The following is a 14,732-nucleotide window of genomic DNA, read 5'->3' as shown; positions in this document are numbered from 1 at the left end:
CTACTTTTTATTCCATTATCATGTCCATTCCATTTCACTCTTTGGACACTTACCATTCCATAAAAATTGAATTTCTACGAAAAATAAAAGTAGGTCGTTTTTAGAAAGTTAGTTACCTTTTCTGTTGATAAATTTGATGTTATTATTTAAAAATGGAAAACTTTATAAGATAGATTTATTGTAAATATATTTCATCAAATTCTTCCTATTTGCTATGAAAAACTTATTTGATTATGTAAAATATCCGAAGAAATTACGCTTATAAAAAGCTGTGTTTTTCATTACGAAATGGAGTTTATTCATCCGTTTTTAGACGGAAATGGAAGATTGGTCAGGTTGTGGCAAACGCATATTTTAATACAAGAATATCCTGTATTTGAGTTTATTCCATTTGAAACTTTAATCAGTAAAAACCAAAACACATATTACAAAGCACTTTCTGAAAGTGATAAGATTGGCAACTCCACTCCTTTTATTGAATATAAGATTGGCTGTTATTGATATTTCATTGGAAGATATATTAGACTTTAATCAACCGATTTTTACTCAACAAGAACGCTTAGCGAATTTTCTATCACTAAATAAAACTCCTTTTTCTAGAAAAGATTATCTGACTGTTTTTAAAGATATTTCTTCTGCAACTGCAAGTCGAGATTTAAAAAATGGTGTTGCTCAACATCTTATTATAAAAATTGGTGAGAAGAATAAAACTGTTTATCAAATTAATTAGAGATCACTTAGTAAACTCGCAAAGACATACTAATTTCTTATTTTAGTAGCCTCTGCAATTAAAGCTGTTTTTGCATTTGTTTCATCTGTAGATAAAGTACTGTTTATTAAATTAGAACTTTCGTAAGCATCTGTAGCTAAATTGTAGAGTTCTTCTGTGCCATCATCGTACTTTATGTATTTATATGTCGCATTTCTAATAGTATAAGCATCTTCTTTTTCTGAATATACATATTCTCTTTTTGTAGCATTTGCATCTGTAAATAAATCATAAAAACTTTTACTATTATGAAGTTCTGAAGTTGAAACCCCAGTAATATTACCAATTGTAGTATATAAATCTGTGGAGTTTATTAATGCAGTTTCTCTAACCCCCATTCTATTTACACCTAATCCAGAAATTATCATTGGTACATTAACACCTCCTTGATACAAGCTTCCTTTTGCAGTTCTTCTTCCATAAGGAGATTGTACTACTTGGCCTGGAGTTCCATTATCACCAATAAAAATAATAATGGTATTTGCTTTTTCTTCATCTGACATGCTATTAATTAATCTTCCCATTTCTGTATCTAAAGCTTCTAAGGCAGATAAATAATAAGGCAAAGGATTTGCATCTATAGTTGTTTGATCTGTAGATAAATTTCCTTGAGAATGTAAGTTATTAGGAGCCAAATGAAATGGTGTGTGTGGTGCTGTATATGCCATCCACAAAAACCAAGGTTTTGTTTGTGCAGCTTTCCAATCTATGGCTAAATCTGTTAATTTAGTTGTCATATAATCTGTGTTTGTTGCACTTACTCCATCTTCTATTAAAGGCCAGCTATAATAGTCTTGCACTCCACCACTTTTAATACCAGCAAAATAATCTACACCCATAGTTTCTGCATCATTAGTATCAATAGAAATGTGCCATTTTCCAAAAATTGCTGATGCATATGCAGCATTGGTATTGTTAGAAATGTATTTTTGAATAGAGGTTTCTGAAGTAGAAATTTGATCTCCTACTTCTATAACACCTGTATTGTTGCCATATTTACCTGTAATAATAGATGCTCTTGTTGGAGAACATACAGCGTAAGACCAAACATTATCAAACGTTATTCCTGAGTTCATTAAACTTTGTAGATTTGGCATATTTGCTTTAGAGATTCCTTCTGAATAGTTAGGAATTGCATCTTTACTTACATCATCTGCAATAACCAATAAAATATTCGGTTTTGAAGCATTTACAGGAGTATCAATATCATCAACTTCATTATCTCTGTTTTCAGAAGGAGAACTACAGTTGAATAATAAAATACTTAACAATAAACTTATAATTAAAGATACTCTCATAAAAAATAGTTTATTATTTGACTTGTAAAATTAAAAATAGTTTAAAAATCTTATTATTTATATGTAACAAAAAGTATATTTCAGTCGTCTAAAGTAATGAATCTACTTTATCTATCAACCTTATGAAAAAACTATTCTTCACTTTTTTATCTCTAATAATACTAGTTAGTTGTACTTCACAAAAAAATTCTGAGGAATTTATTAATACAACTTCTGGACGCTATTTATTTAATGCCAATGAAGTTTTAGAAATTTATTTTGAAGATGCAATTATGCACGCAAAATGGCGTGGAACTGATGCAGAATTACTAAAAGTAAACGATAGTTCTTTTTATATGAAAGAACTAAATGAGAAAATGCTTTTTGTAAGTCAGCCAAAAATGCATATTGAATTAGATCCAAAAACTGAACATAAAGGCACTTTATATCACTTTAAAAAATTGAATGCTGAAGAAAAAACAGCAGGTGAATATTTTAAAGCCAAAGAATACAACAAAGCATTATTAGCTTTTAAAGCTATACAAACCAATGATTCTACAAATTATCTTATTAGAGAAAGAAGTTTAAATAGTTGGGGATATCGTTTTGTTAGAGAAAAGAATTATGACGCTGCTTTAGAAATTTTTAAAATAAATTCTGAATTATATCCTAATAGTTCAAATGTTTTTAATAGTTTAGGTGAAGCTTATTTCTTAAAAAAGGATACTGCTAATGCAATCATTAGCTTTAAAAAATCGTTAGCTGTTAATCCTGAGAATAGAAATTCTGAGCAATTTTTAAAGAAATTAACCAAATAGAATGACATTAGAAGAATTAAAATACCCAATAGGTAAAATTGATATTCCTGAACAAATTACCAAAAAACATATAGAAAACTGGATTTCTGACATTGAACGTTTTCCACACGAATTAGAGTTTTTAGTAAGAGAATTATCTGATAATCAATTAGAAATACCTTATAGAGAAGGTGGCTGGACAATAAGACAAGTTATACATCATTCTTACGACAGTCATCATAATTCTTATATGCGTTTTAAATGGGCTTTAACCGAAAATGAACCTGTTATAAAAGCCTACGATGAAAAACTTTGGGCAGAATTAAGTGACTCTAAATCTGCACCAATTTTACCAACTTTAGATGCTTTAAAAGGCTTGCATGCTAAATGGGTTTATTTATTACAAGGTTTAACTGAAGAAGAATTGCAAAAGGCTTTTATTCATCCTGATGGAAATAAACGCGTTACTTTACAAGAAAATATAGGTATTTATGCTTGGCATTGTCAACATCATTATGCACATATAGAGCAATTAATGATTCGTGAAGGCTGGAAATAAATTCTTTACATTTTTGCAAAATTACCTATCTTTAAAAACTTAATTTAGAGATAATGAAAACTGCACAAGAATATTTTGATGAATATGCAATAAGCCATCAAAACGAAACCAACCAAGCCATACATTATATTTGTGTGCCATTAATATTTTTTAGCGTTATTGGTTTGCTGATGAGTATTCCTACCACTTTTTTAGAGAATACTTTAGGTTTATACAATCCGCTTATAGAAAATTGGGCTGTAGTTGTTACAGTTGTCATTTCTATATTTTATTTACGTTTGGGTTTTTGGTATTTTGCTGAAATGCTTTTTGTAATTTTATTGTCTATTATTGGCAACTTCTGGATTAGCAATAACTTCAATTTATTTTATGTTTCTATTGCCATTTTTGTTTTGGCTTGGATTGGCCAGTTTTACGGACATAAAGTAGAAGGTGCAAAACCATCTTTCTTAAAAGATTTAGAGTTTTTATTGATTGGCCCTTTATGGGTGATTCAAAAATTGGGCAAGAAACCTAAAAAAGCAACCTTATAAAAAAAAATATGAAAGACGAAACTACCTTCGAAGATTTTTTGAAAGTTGATATTAGAATTGGTACAATAATAGAAGTGAACGATTTTCCGAAAGCTAGAAAACCCGCCTATCAACTTAAGATTGATTTTGGTGCTTTAGGCATTAAAAAATCGAGTGCACAAATCACAGATTTATATACAAAAGACGAATTATTAAATAAACAAATTTCTGCAATCGTAAATTTTAAACCTAGACAGATTGCTAATTTTATGAGTGAAGTTTTGGTTATAGGTGTTTATAATACAGAGGATAAAGTAGTTTTACTACAGCCATCTAAAACCATTAAAAAAGGGGAACAGGTTAGTTAAGACAGTTTGCAGTTTGCAAAAATAAAAATTCTTGAAATTAATTTCTAGAATGATTATCTTTTTGGATTATTCAGAATTACCAAAGCTCCAATTACACCTGGAATCCAGCCACAAAGAGTTAGCAAAAATATAATAAAGAAAGACCCACAACCTTTATCGATTACAGATAGTGGAGGAAAAATAATAGCAAATAATACTCTAAAAAAACTCATTTACATTTTAGTTGGTTACATAAATAAGACGTTTACAAACAAGTTTTGTTACAGTAATTTTCATCAAAAAAAAAGATTCAAAATCATCTATTTATAAGAATGATTCTAAATCTTTTAAATTTAATCTATTTAGATTGATATTCTACATCATATTACCAAAGAAAATAGTATTCATTAACAACTTGTTGGTACCAAACCAAAAAGCTCTAAAGTTAGTATTATCAGTAAAAACAATAACTCTACCTCTACCAAAACGTTCCACTTTAAAAGGTACTGTATTCGGAATTACTGCAGCATTTTCTTTAGATATATAACCACTTAACAAAGGTTTAGAAGTATACTGTATAGGATTGTTATAACTATTTTTATCTGCTTTTAAAAACATGGTTGAGTTTCTAAATAAAGCAATTTTATCGTTTTTATACCCAAAGTTAATAGGATGAGATCTATCTATTTTAGCTTCAAAAATGGCACCACCAATAACTTGTGCTCCAGAAAATAACGATTTGTTTTCGAAAGTAATATTCTTAACAGAGTCTCTTTTTGCTTTATCAAAACTTAAATTAATCATTTTATTACTTGCCAACCAAGAAGCTGTGTTTTTATAACCTACTACTACTCCACCATTTTTTACCCAAGTTTTAATTTTTTCTATGTCAGATTTTTCTAAACGACTACTAGGAATTACAATGTGTGTGTATTTAGATAAATCTACTCTACCTAAATTTCTGGTATCTAAACGTGTAATGTGCATATCAAAACGTTGATCGAACAAATGCCAAATTTCTCCAGTATCATTACCAGTTACTCCATCACCCACAATCATTGCTACTTTAGGTTTTGTTATAGCTCTAAAATTGTTAGACCCCATATCAATTCCATCATTTAAACCTGTAGAAACACCAGTTATTGTAGTATGACTACCTGCAGCAACTTTAGTTAAAAAATTGTATAAATCTGTAGTATTTAATTTTTGATTTTGAACAGGAATAAAAATTGTTCCATAATCGTAAGAATTTCCTCCGTTTTTAAAATTTCTCATCGAAACTTTGGCTCTAATTCCTTTTTGCAAAATAGCATTTAAAGCTTTTGGAGTGTAAAACTCGTTCCAAGGCAATAAATAACCATAATCACTTTTACCAGAAACACTACCCAATTTCATTTTTAAATCTGTAATTTCTGCTCCTGCTTTAGAAATAGAAACATCTTCTGAATAATCTAAACCAAAAGCATGATTAAACGTCCAAGCAGAAACATCGTAAAACAGACTATCTTTAAAGGTAGTTCTAACATCGAACATTGCTTTTACTAAACGATGATTTTTCTGATTCATAGGCACTACATAACTATATCCTTTTTTAAAGGTTTTGCCATTTTCTGTAAAATCTGATTTTACTTCGTGGATTTTAATCTTGTGCTTTTTCATTACTTCTGCCAAATGAAAACTTTTAGCAGCATCTTTTTCATCACCAAAAACAACAGCTTTGTTTACACCAGTATTTCTAGATTCTTGGTAAAAACTTTGTTGATATTTTAAAATCTTTACACGCATACTTTTTGCAGCTTCTAAAGTAGATAAAGCAGCAGTAAATTGATTTCTGATAGTAAAAGGAAAGGTTAAAACTCCGTTTACAGTTTCTTGTGCATGTCCTCTAGAACTTCCTTGTTCAAATAAAATTCCAATACTACCATTAATGTCTGGAAAAGTAGAACCTTTACCATAATAGAAATCATCGAAACTTTCTTCAGAATAATATAAAGAACCAATTTTGTCTAACGCTTTTGCATGATAAGTTGCAATTTCTTTGGTTAAATCTTGATTCATTTGTGGCGTTAACGGATTTGTTCTGCTTGGTATTCCTGGTTGAAAAAAGAAACTAGAATTGCTTCCCATTTCATGATGGTCTGTTAAAATATTTGGCAACCATTTATGAAAACTTGCAATTCTTGCAGTACTTTCTGGCAATTGCACAGGCAACCAATCTCTATTCATATCAAATTGATAATGGTTGGTTCTTCCTCTTGGCCAAATCTCAAAAAATTCTCTATCATTAGGATCAGGATTTAAGTTGGCACTTCTGTTGGTGTTTGCCCAATAAGCAAAACGCTGCAATCCATCAGGATTTAAAGAAGGATCAAAAAGAATCACAACATTGTTTAATAAATCGTCTATATTTTCTGCTGCAGCCAAATAATAAGCCACAGCTAAAGCTGCATTAGATCCACTAGCTTCATTTCCATGAATAGAAAATCCTTGGTAAACCACAATCGGATTATTACTAACATCAACAGAATTAGAATTGGTAGCCTCAATATGCTTTTCTCGAATACTTTCTAAATTTTTATGATTTTCTGCGGATGTAATTGTAAGCAATAACAAAGGTCTATCTTCATAAGTTTTCCCTCTATTTTCTATTGATATTCTGTCTGATGAAGCTGCTAAGATCTTCATATACTCCACTAATTTATCGTGAGTAATATGCCACTCACCTACTTCATGACCAATTACAGATTCTGGAGTAGGAATGTTGGTATTGTAAGTGGTGTTTTTGGGCAAATAGTAAGATAAGTCTACTTTTTGAGCTGCTATAGAAAAAGAACTCAATAAAAATAATAGTAATATTTTTTTCATGTTGATTAGAAATTTGAATTGAAGTAACCAAATATAGGTATTCGAAAATTTTATAAGAGAGCTTTAACAAAGTATTAAGAATATATTAAGAGTTTGCTTCTGAATTACTTTGGCTTTAAAATAGAGAAATTTCACAAAAATAGAAAAGGTGATAAAAATCAGATTTCTACTAAAAAGCCAATCGTAAATTTGCGATAAGCAATTATGAAACGAACTATAGAAACCATAACATATCAGCAAAACACAAAGGTACTTGCAACATTTGCAAAAGCATTGGCACACCCAACTCGTATTGCAATTTTAAAACATTTAGAAAATCAATCTTGCTGTTTTACAGGCGATTTGGTAAATGTTTTTCCTTTAGCACAATCTACAATTTCGCAACATTTAAAAGAACTAAAAAAAGCAGGTTTAATTCAAGGAGAATTAAAACCACCAAAAATAAAATACTGTATCAATACAGAAAACTGGGAAAAAGCAAAATCACTTTTTCAACAATTTTTTGATTGATTTTTTTTTAACATCAAAATCGCCTATTAGCGATAAACAAACAATAATATTATGAGTAAAACTATTAAAATTTTAGGTACTGGATGTACAAAATGTCAATTGATGACCAATGTTGTAAAAGAAGTGATTTCTGAAAACAATATAGAAGCAAACATTGAAAAAGTAGAAGATATTATGGAAATTATGAAATACAATGTAATGAGCACACCTGCTTTGGTTATAGATGATGTAATTAGTATTAAAGGAAGAATACCTTCTAAAAATGAAATTTTAGAGCTTTTAAAATAGAAAACTCAGATTTAATATGTTTAATTGGATACAAAATATTGCAGATTGGTTTGTGTATGATGTTCTTAATTTAGAAAAAGGACAGCATTTAGCAGAAGCTTTAAATTTCTTTATTTATGATACTACAAAGATTCTGATTTTACTTTTTATAGTGATCTTTTTTATGGGAATTGTAAACAGTTATTTCCCTATAGACAAGGTTAAAAATTTCCTCTCTAGAAATAAATTATATGGTTTAGAGTATTTAATGGCAAGTCTTTTTGGAGTTGTTACTCCTTTTTGTTCTTGTTCTTCTGTTCCGCTTTTTATAGGTTTTGTAAGAGGTGGAATTCCTCTAGGCGTAACTTTTGCATTTTTAATTACATCTCCTTTAGTTAATGAAGTAGCTATTGGTTTGTTTGTAGGTTTATTCGGACTTAAAATGACAATTATTTATGTTGTAAGTGGTATTTTATTGGGTACAATTTCTGATGTAATTCTTAAAAAATTAAAACTCGAACCTTTTTTAACTCCCTGGGTAAAAGAAGTTTTAGCAAATGCACAAAGAGAACAAGATGTATTTATTGCAGAACAACAAACTCTAAAACAACGTTTACCAATAATTTGGGCAGAAGTCCTTAAAATTCTTAAAGGAATTATTCCTTTTGTAATTATTGGTATTGCCATTGGTGGATTGATGCATGGATATATACCTGAAGGATTTTTTGAACAATATATGGACAAAGACAACCTGTTTGCTGTGCCCATTGCAACAATTTTAGCTGTGCCAATGTATTCTAACGCATCAGGAATTTTACCTGTAGTACAAGTATTAGTTGCAAAAGGAATACCTATAGGTACAGCCATTGCTTTTATGATGGGTGTTGTAGGGCTTTCTTTACCAGAAGCAATGCTCTTAAAAAAAGTAATGTCTCTAAAACTAATTGCCATCTTTTTTGGTGTAGTAACCCTATGTATTATCATTTCTGGTTATTTATTCAATCTTATTTTATAGAAAAACGAAACTGAATAAACTGCTAAACACAATTGCTATACATTCTGTTATGAATGTTCCTTTTTTTTAACAAATCGATAAAATTAGTGAAAGGTTTTTCTTATTTTCTTTAAATAGATTTATTATTCTGATATTTGTAAATTAGATATTTTTACCACTTTTTTGATGATAGATAATGCTACTTTAGAAATTTTAAATAGCTCACTTTCTGGTGATGTTCTTTTCGATAATTTACACAAAACTTTATATGCAACTGATGCTTCTGTGTACAGAAAAATTCCTTTAGCAGTTGCTTTTCCTAAGGGTGAAAAAGACATTATTTCTTTAATTGAATTTGCTACAAAAAACAGCATTACTTTAATACCAAGAACAGCAGGAACTTCTTTAGCAGGCCAATGTGTGGGAGATGGAATTGTAGTTGACGTTTCTAAGCATTTTACAAAAATTATTTCTTTTGATGAAAAAGCAAAAACCATAACATTACAACCAGGAATTGTAAGAGATTCTTTAAATGTTTATTTAAAACAATATGGTTTATTTTTTGGTCCAAATACCTCAACATCTAATAGATGTATGATTGGTGGTATGGTTGGTAACAATTCCTCTGGAAGCACATCAATAAAATATGGTGTTACACGTGATAAAGTATTAAGTATTGATGCCATTTTAAGTGATGGTAGCAAAGCAACTTTCAACGAAATTTCTTCAGAAGAATTTATCAAAAAAACAAAAGAAGAAACACAAGAAGGAAAAATTTATAAAGCCATTTTTGATGAACTTTCTTTGGTTGAAAATCAGCAAGAAATTAAAAACGAATTTCCTAAGGAAACTATTCACAGAAGATGTACAGGTTATGCAGTTGATGAATTTTTAACTTCAGATTTATTTGGAGGAACAGCACCAACTATAAATGTTGCAAAACTATTATCTGGTAGTGAAGGAACATTGGCTTTTTCTACATCAATTACATTACATTTAGATGATGTTGCTCCAAAAGAAAGCATTATGGTTTGTACTCATTTTAAGAGTATAAATGAAAGTTTAAAAGCAACTCTAATTGCTATGAATCACAATTTATACAATTGTGAGTTAATGGATAAAACCATTTTAGATTGTACTAAAAACCATCCTGATTTAGTAAAAAACAGGTTCTTTTTACAAGGAGATCCAGAAGCAGTTTTAATGTTAGAAGTTTCTGCTGCAACCATAGAACAAGCAGAAATTTATGCTGATAATTTAATTACAGATTTAGAAAAAAACAATTTTGGCTATCATCATCCAAAAGTATATGGTGCAGATATTGCAAAAGTGCATTATTTAAGAAAAGCAGGTTTAGGTGCTTTAGCAAATATTGTAGGAGATAAAAAAGCGGTAGCTTGTATTGAAGATACAGCTGTTGCTTTAGAAGATTTGCCAAATTATATAGAAGAGTTTACCAAAATAATGGATAAATATCAGCAAAATGCTGTGTATTATGCACATGCTGGAGCTGGAGAATTGCATTTACGACCTATTTTAAACATCAAGAAAAGAGAAGACGTCGTTTTATTTAGAAAAATTACAACTGAAACTGCTCAATTAGTAAAAAAATATAAAGGTTCGTTTTCTGGAGAACATGGAGATGGAATTGTACGTGCAGAATTTATTCCTCTAATGATTGGTGATAAAAATTATCAACTTTTAAGAAGAATAAAAAAAGCATTCGATCCTAATAATGTTTTTAACCAAGGAAAAATAACAGATGCTTTTGCTATGGATGAAAGCCTACGTTATGAAATTGATAGAGAAGAACCTGTTATTAAAACACTTCAAGATTTTTCTAAAGATGAAGGTATTTTAAAATTAGCAGAAAAATGTAATGGTTCTGGAGATTGTAGAAAACCTGTTGAAGCTGGTGGAACTTTATGCCCAAGTTATAGAGCTACAAAAGACGAAAAAGATACTACAAGAGCAAGAGCTAATACATTGAGAGATGTTTTAACAAATAATACAGCAGTAAATAAATTTGATTCAAAAGAATTAAAACAAGTTTTAGATCTTTGTTTAAGTTGTAAAGCTTGCGCAACAGAATGCCCAAGTAATGTAGATATTGCAAGTATGAAAGCTGAATTTTTATATCAATATCAAGAAACAAATGGTTATTCTTTTAGAAGCAAAATGTTTGCAAACAATGCTAAATACAATAAACTAGGAAGCATTTTCCCATCACTTACAAACTTTATTACCAATACCAACTTTTCAAAAAAAGTATTAGGTGTTGCAGTTGAAAGAACTGTTCCTAAATTAGCAAATCAAACTTTAGAAAGTTGGTTAAAGAAATATGAGCCAAAAGCTTCTAAAAAAGCAGTTTATTTGTTTAATGATGAATTCACAAATTATTACGATGCAGAAATAGGTAAAGACGCAGTAATCTTGTTAGAAAAATTAGGTTATGAAGTAAAATCTGTAACACATGATGAAAGTGGAAGAAGTCATATTTCTAAAGGATTTTTAAAAGAAGCCAAAGAAATTTGTAATACTAATATTGCCATTTTTAAAGATTTAATTTCTGATGATATTCCTTTGATTGGTGTAGAACCTTCAGCAATTTTGAGTTTTAGAGACGAATATTTAAGGTTAGCTGATGACAAAACATCCGCAGAAAAAATTGCCAAAAACGCATTTACTTTCGAAGAGTTTTTAGCCAAAGAAATAGAGATAGAAAATATTGACAAAAGCCTTTTTACATCAGAAAAGAAGACTTTAAAAATTCACGGTCATTGTCATCAAAAAGCATTAACAGGTACTTTTGCTAGTTTTAAAATGCTGAGTTTACCAGAAAACTATGCTGTAACTATTATGAATACTGGTTGTTGTGGAATGGCTGGTTCTTTTGGTTATGAAAAAGAACATTATAAGGTTTCTATGCAAGTTGGTGAAGATACTTTGTTTCCTAAAGTTAGAAATTGTAGTGCAGAAACAGAAATTGCTGCAGCAGGTACAAGTTGTAGACATCAAATTTTTGATGGAACCAAACGTATTGCAAAACACCCAATTACTTTATTAAAAGAAGCTTTGCTTTAATTTGAGTAATTTTCTTTGCTTTTAGGCCTCTTTAATAAAAGCCCATAGACAATGGAAAAATGAGCACAACCATAGTTTATCTTTTGGGTTATAGATGATGAAAGCAGATTTTTTTGCAGCAACAATTTCACTCTTTAAAGCAGAAATCTTAACCTTCTTTTTTCTAGAAAAAGGAGTAGAAATTATTATTGTTGACAAAGTAAAAACTTTACAATATATTATTGGTAGCATTACTTTAATTGTTTTTTTAGTGGCTATTTTGGTTTGGAAAATTTTGCCTAAAGAAAATACAGGTTCTGATAATCAAAAGAATAATAATGAACATAAATTCAATTTTAAAAATGCTTTTATATTAATGAAAAGTAAAAAAGTAATTTATCATTCTTTAATAATTTCTTGTGTTTATTATTGCTATAAATTAACAGGGTTTTATGTAGAAAATTTACGGAATTTCTCTTTTAAAAAAACTACTTATTTTGCAATTATTATACAATATTTAAGACAAATTACAGCTATTTTTATTGGTTGGATTACAGATAGGTATATGCCATCAAAATTAATAATTCCAAGTTTTTTTATTCTAACAATAACTTCTGTTATCTTTGGTATTGACTTCTTTAATCAACAATTCATATTTTTATCACTTACAATTTTTATAATGATAACATTTATTATTTATTCTTTAAGAGGGTTGTATTTTGCAATTATCGAAGAAACTAAAACATCTATTGAATTTACAGAAACTTTAGTCGGAATTATTTCTGTGATTGGTTTTACACCAGACATTTTTAATGGTTATATTCTTGGTAAAAATGCGACGATTATCGAATATCAAAATTTATTTATAACTTTTACAATTATTCCCATTATAGGTTTATTACCAGCTTTAGGGTTAAAAAAATCAATAAAAAATGAGTAAGAAAAACAAATATATAGCTGATGAAAATCGCTATGAAAAAATGAATTACAGAAGAACAGGTAACAGTGGTTTATTATTACCTGAACTCTCTTTAGGATTATGGCATAATTTTGGAGAAAATGACGATTTTAAAAATGCTAGAAACCTATTAAAATGTGCTTTTGATAATGGTATTACTCATTTTGATTTAGCAAATAATTACGGGCCTCCTGCTGGTTCTGCAGAAAAAAACTTTGGTAAAATAGTAAAGAAAGATTTTAAATCTTACAGAGATGAATTAATTATCTCATCTAAAGCTGGTTACGGAATGTGGCCTGGTCCTTATGGTGATTGGGGATCTAAAAAGTTTCTAGTGGCGAGTTTAGATCAAAGTTTACAACGAATGGGATTAGATTATGTAGATATTTTTTATCATCATAGACCAGATGAAAACACTCCTTTAGAAGAAACTATGGGTGCACTAGATTTAATAGTAAAACAAGGCAAAGCTTTGTATGTTGGTTTATCTAATTACAGACCAGAAAGAGCTGCTGAAGCTTTTAAAATTCTTAAAGATTTAGGAACTCCGTGTTTAATTCATCAACCAAGATATAGTTTATTTGATAGATGGATAGAAGATGGATTGTTAGATTTATTAGGCAATTCTGGTGTAGGCGCAATTTGTTTTTCGCCTTTAGCACAAGGCATGTTAACCAATAAATACATTAATGGTTTACCAAAAGATTCTAGAGCCGTAAAAGAAAGCCCATTTTTAAATACACAAACTGTTTTAGAAATGTTGCCGAAAATTAAAGCATTAAATGAAATTGCCGAACAAAGAAATCAAAATTTAGCACAAATGGCAATATCTTGGATTTTAAAAGATGATAGAATTACATCTGTTTTAATTGGTGCTAGCAAAACATCACAAATTTTAGATAGTGTAAAAGCTATAGAAAATACCACTTTTTCTGATGAAGAATTGGCAAATATTAATGCTGTTTTGTAGGTTTATGAATATTGTTACTGATAGAATCCTCTAATTTATTACCAAGAATTATAGCATTGTTAAAAACTAAAACTAAATGGTTTCAATCCATCAAAAAACATAAACACTTAATTTTAAGCTAATTATCGTTTTTTTATTATTTTTTTCTTATATTTGTTTAATATTTAACCAGAAAAAATAAACAAAATGAAAGAAATACATATAATTATTAAAAATGCAATTTTAACAACGGTACTTATTGGAGGCTTATTCTTCTTATCAAAACTATTAGGTCTTCATGAAAATCCTTATTTAAGATTTTTAAATTTATTGTTTGTTGTTTACGGAATTCGAAGAGCTGTAAAAACTAATATCGAAATTAATAAAGAGACAAATTATATTACTAATTTAGGTTTAGGACTGCAAACATCAGCTTTAGCTATACTATTTTCTATAATTGGAGTTGTGGTTTATATCGAATTTATAGATCCAGAATTTTTATTAGTTATGGAAAATTCCTTTTTAATTGGTGGTAATTTATCTGTTGCAGAAATTTTTATCACTTTATTTATAGAAGGTATGGCTTCTACTTTTGTTGGTTCTTTTATAGTAATGATGTTTTATAAAAATCACGATAAAGTTATGGCTACTGCACAAACTTCGGCTGTATAGAATTGCCTAAAACTATATATTATAAAATTAAAAAGAGAAGCTTTCGCTTAGTCATGGTCGGAAGATTTTTCTTCCGACTTTTTTGTTTTATAAAACACAATAAATTTTTAGTCAAGAAACTAAAAATCAACTATTTAACTTGTTTGTTTGATAATATTTCCGTATCTTTTTGTCTGATAATCAGCTATTTATG

14 protein-coding genes and 1 pseudogene are annotated in these 14,732 nt (G+C 29.1%); 12 read left to right on the top strand and 3 right to left on the bottom strand.

Annotated elements, in window-relative coordinates; all coding sequences use genetic code 11:
• Window positions 1–208: 208 nt before the first annotated feature.
• A pseudogene (locus tag KO506_RS17245) lies at window positions 209–730 on the top strand (Fic family protein); the annotation flags it as partial.
• A gap of 29 nt (window positions 731–759) precedes the next feature.
• Here the strand turns inward: KO506_RS17245 and KO506_RS10820 are convergent.
• Entirely contained in the window at window positions 760–2,067 is a 1,308-nt protein-coding gene (locus tag KO506_RS10820) for a sulfatase-like hydrolase/transferase (protein WP_215994930.1), read from the bottom strand.
• A gap of 122 nt (window positions 2,068–2,189) precedes the next feature.
• Between KO506_RS10820 and KO506_RS10815 the strand changes: the two genes are divergently transcribed.
• From KO506_RS10815 to KO506_RS10800, 4 genes are read left to right on the top strand one after another with little or no spacing between them, the layout of a single operon-like run.
• The gene (locus tag KO506_RS10815; protein WP_215994929.1) at window positions 2,190–2,864 is read left to right on the top strand and encodes a tetratricopeptide repeat protein; all 675 of its coding nucleotides are present in this window, start codon (window positions 2,190–2,192) and stop codon (window positions 2,862–2,864) included.
• Window position 2,865: 1 nt separating this feature from the next.
• Window positions 2,866–3,402: a YfiT family bacillithiol transferase gene (locus KO506_RS10810; protein WP_215994928.1), complete on the top strand. Its 537-nt coding sequence runs from the start codon at window positions 2,866–2,868 to the stop codon at window positions 3,400–3,402.
• Window positions 3,403–3,455: 53 nt separating this feature from the next.
• Entirely contained in the window at window positions 3,456–3,935 is a 480-nt protein-coding gene (locus tag KO506_RS10805; RefSeq protein WP_215994927.1) for a DUF962 domain-containing protein, read from the top strand.
• 8 nt (window positions 3,936–3,943) lie between these two features.
• A complete protein-coding gene (locus KO506_RS10800; protein ID WP_215994926.1) occupies window positions 3,944–4,282 on the top strand; it encodes a tRNA-binding protein in 339 nt (112 codons plus the stop codon).
• Window positions 4,283–4,335: 53 nt separating this feature from the next.
• On the opposite strand, the gene KO506_RS10795 is transcribed toward KO506_RS10800, so the two are convergent.
• The gene (locus KO506_RS10795; RefSeq protein WP_215994925.1) at window positions 4,336–4,494 is read right to left on the bottom strand and encodes a YqaE/Pmp3 family membrane protein; all 159 of its coding nucleotides are present in this window, start codon (window positions 4,492–4,494) and stop codon (window positions 4,336–4,338) included.
• 142 nt (window positions 4,495–4,636) lie between these two features.
• Window positions 4,637–7,126 carry a M14 family zinc carboxypeptidase gene (locus KO506_RS10790; RefSeq protein ID WP_215994924.1) on the bottom strand — a complete coding sequence of 830 codons (2,490 nt, stop codon included), beginning with the start codon at window positions 7,124–7,126 and terminating at the stop codon, window positions 4,637–4,639.
• Window positions 7,127–7,330: 204 nt separating this feature from the next.
• Here KO506_RS10790 and KO506_RS10785 point away from each other — a divergent pair, with 204 nt between their 5' ends.
• The 7 genes from KO506_RS10785 to KO506_RS10755 all read left to right on the top strand — a co-directional run bounded on the left by KO506_RS10785 (window position 7,331) and on the right by KO506_RS10755 (window position 14,539).
• The gene (locus KO506_RS10785; protein WP_215994923.1) at window positions 7,331–7,636 is read left to right on the top strand and encodes an ArsR/SmtB family transcription factor; all 306 of its coding nucleotides are present in this window, start codon (window positions 7,331–7,333) and stop codon (window positions 7,634–7,636) included.
• Between the two features lie 51 nt (window positions 7,637–7,687).
• Window positions 7,688–7,924 carry a thioredoxin family protein gene (locus tag KO506_RS10780; RefSeq protein ID WP_215994922.1) on the top strand — a complete coding sequence of 79 codons (237 nt, stop codon included), beginning with the start codon at window positions 7,688–7,690 and terminating at the stop codon, window positions 7,922–7,924.
• 16 nt (window positions 7,925–7,940) lie between these two features.
• Window positions 7,941–8,918 (top strand): permease, encoded by a 978-nt coding sequence (locus KO506_RS10775; RefSeq protein WP_215994921.1) that lies wholly within the window; start codon window positions 7,941–7,943, stop codon window positions 8,916–8,918.
• A 165-nt stretch (window positions 8,919–9,083) separates the two neighbouring features.
• Window positions 9,084–11,981, top strand: a complete 2,898-nt coding sequence (locus tag KO506_RS10770; protein WP_215994920.1) for an FAD-binding and (Fe-S)-binding domain-containing protein — start codon at window positions 9,084–9,086, stop codon at window positions 11,979–11,981.
• Between the two features lie 94 nt (window positions 11,982–12,075).
• A complete protein-coding gene (locus KO506_RS10765) occupies window positions 12,076–12,900 on the top strand; it encodes a hypothetical protein (protein ID WP_215994919.1) in 825 nt (274 codons plus the stop codon).
• Complete coding sequence (gene mgrA, locus KO506_RS10760) at window positions 12,893–13,888, top strand: L-glyceraldehyde 3-phosphate reductase (protein WP_215994918.1); 996 nt, start codon at window positions 12,893–12,895, stop codon at window positions 13,886–13,888. Before KO506_RS10765 ends, mgrA begins: the two co-directional genes overlap by 8 nt.
• A gap of 186 nt (window positions 13,889–14,074) precedes the next feature.
• Complete coding sequence (locus KO506_RS10755) at window positions 14,075–14,539, top strand: hypothetical protein (RefSeq protein ID WP_215994917.1); 465 nt, start codon at window positions 14,075–14,077, stop codon at window positions 14,537–14,539.
• The last annotated feature ends 193 nt before the right edge of the window (window positions 14,540–14,732 follow it).

This window comes from Polaribacter vadi, from assembly GCF_018861005.1.
GTDB classification, from domain to species: domain Bacteria; phylum Bacteroidota; class Bacteroidia; order Flavobacteriales; family Flavobacteriaceae; genus Polaribacter; species Polaribacter vadi_A.
The sequence above is the reverse complement of the archived record's forward strand: the minus strand, read 5'-3'. Positions and strand labels throughout refer to the sequence as shown.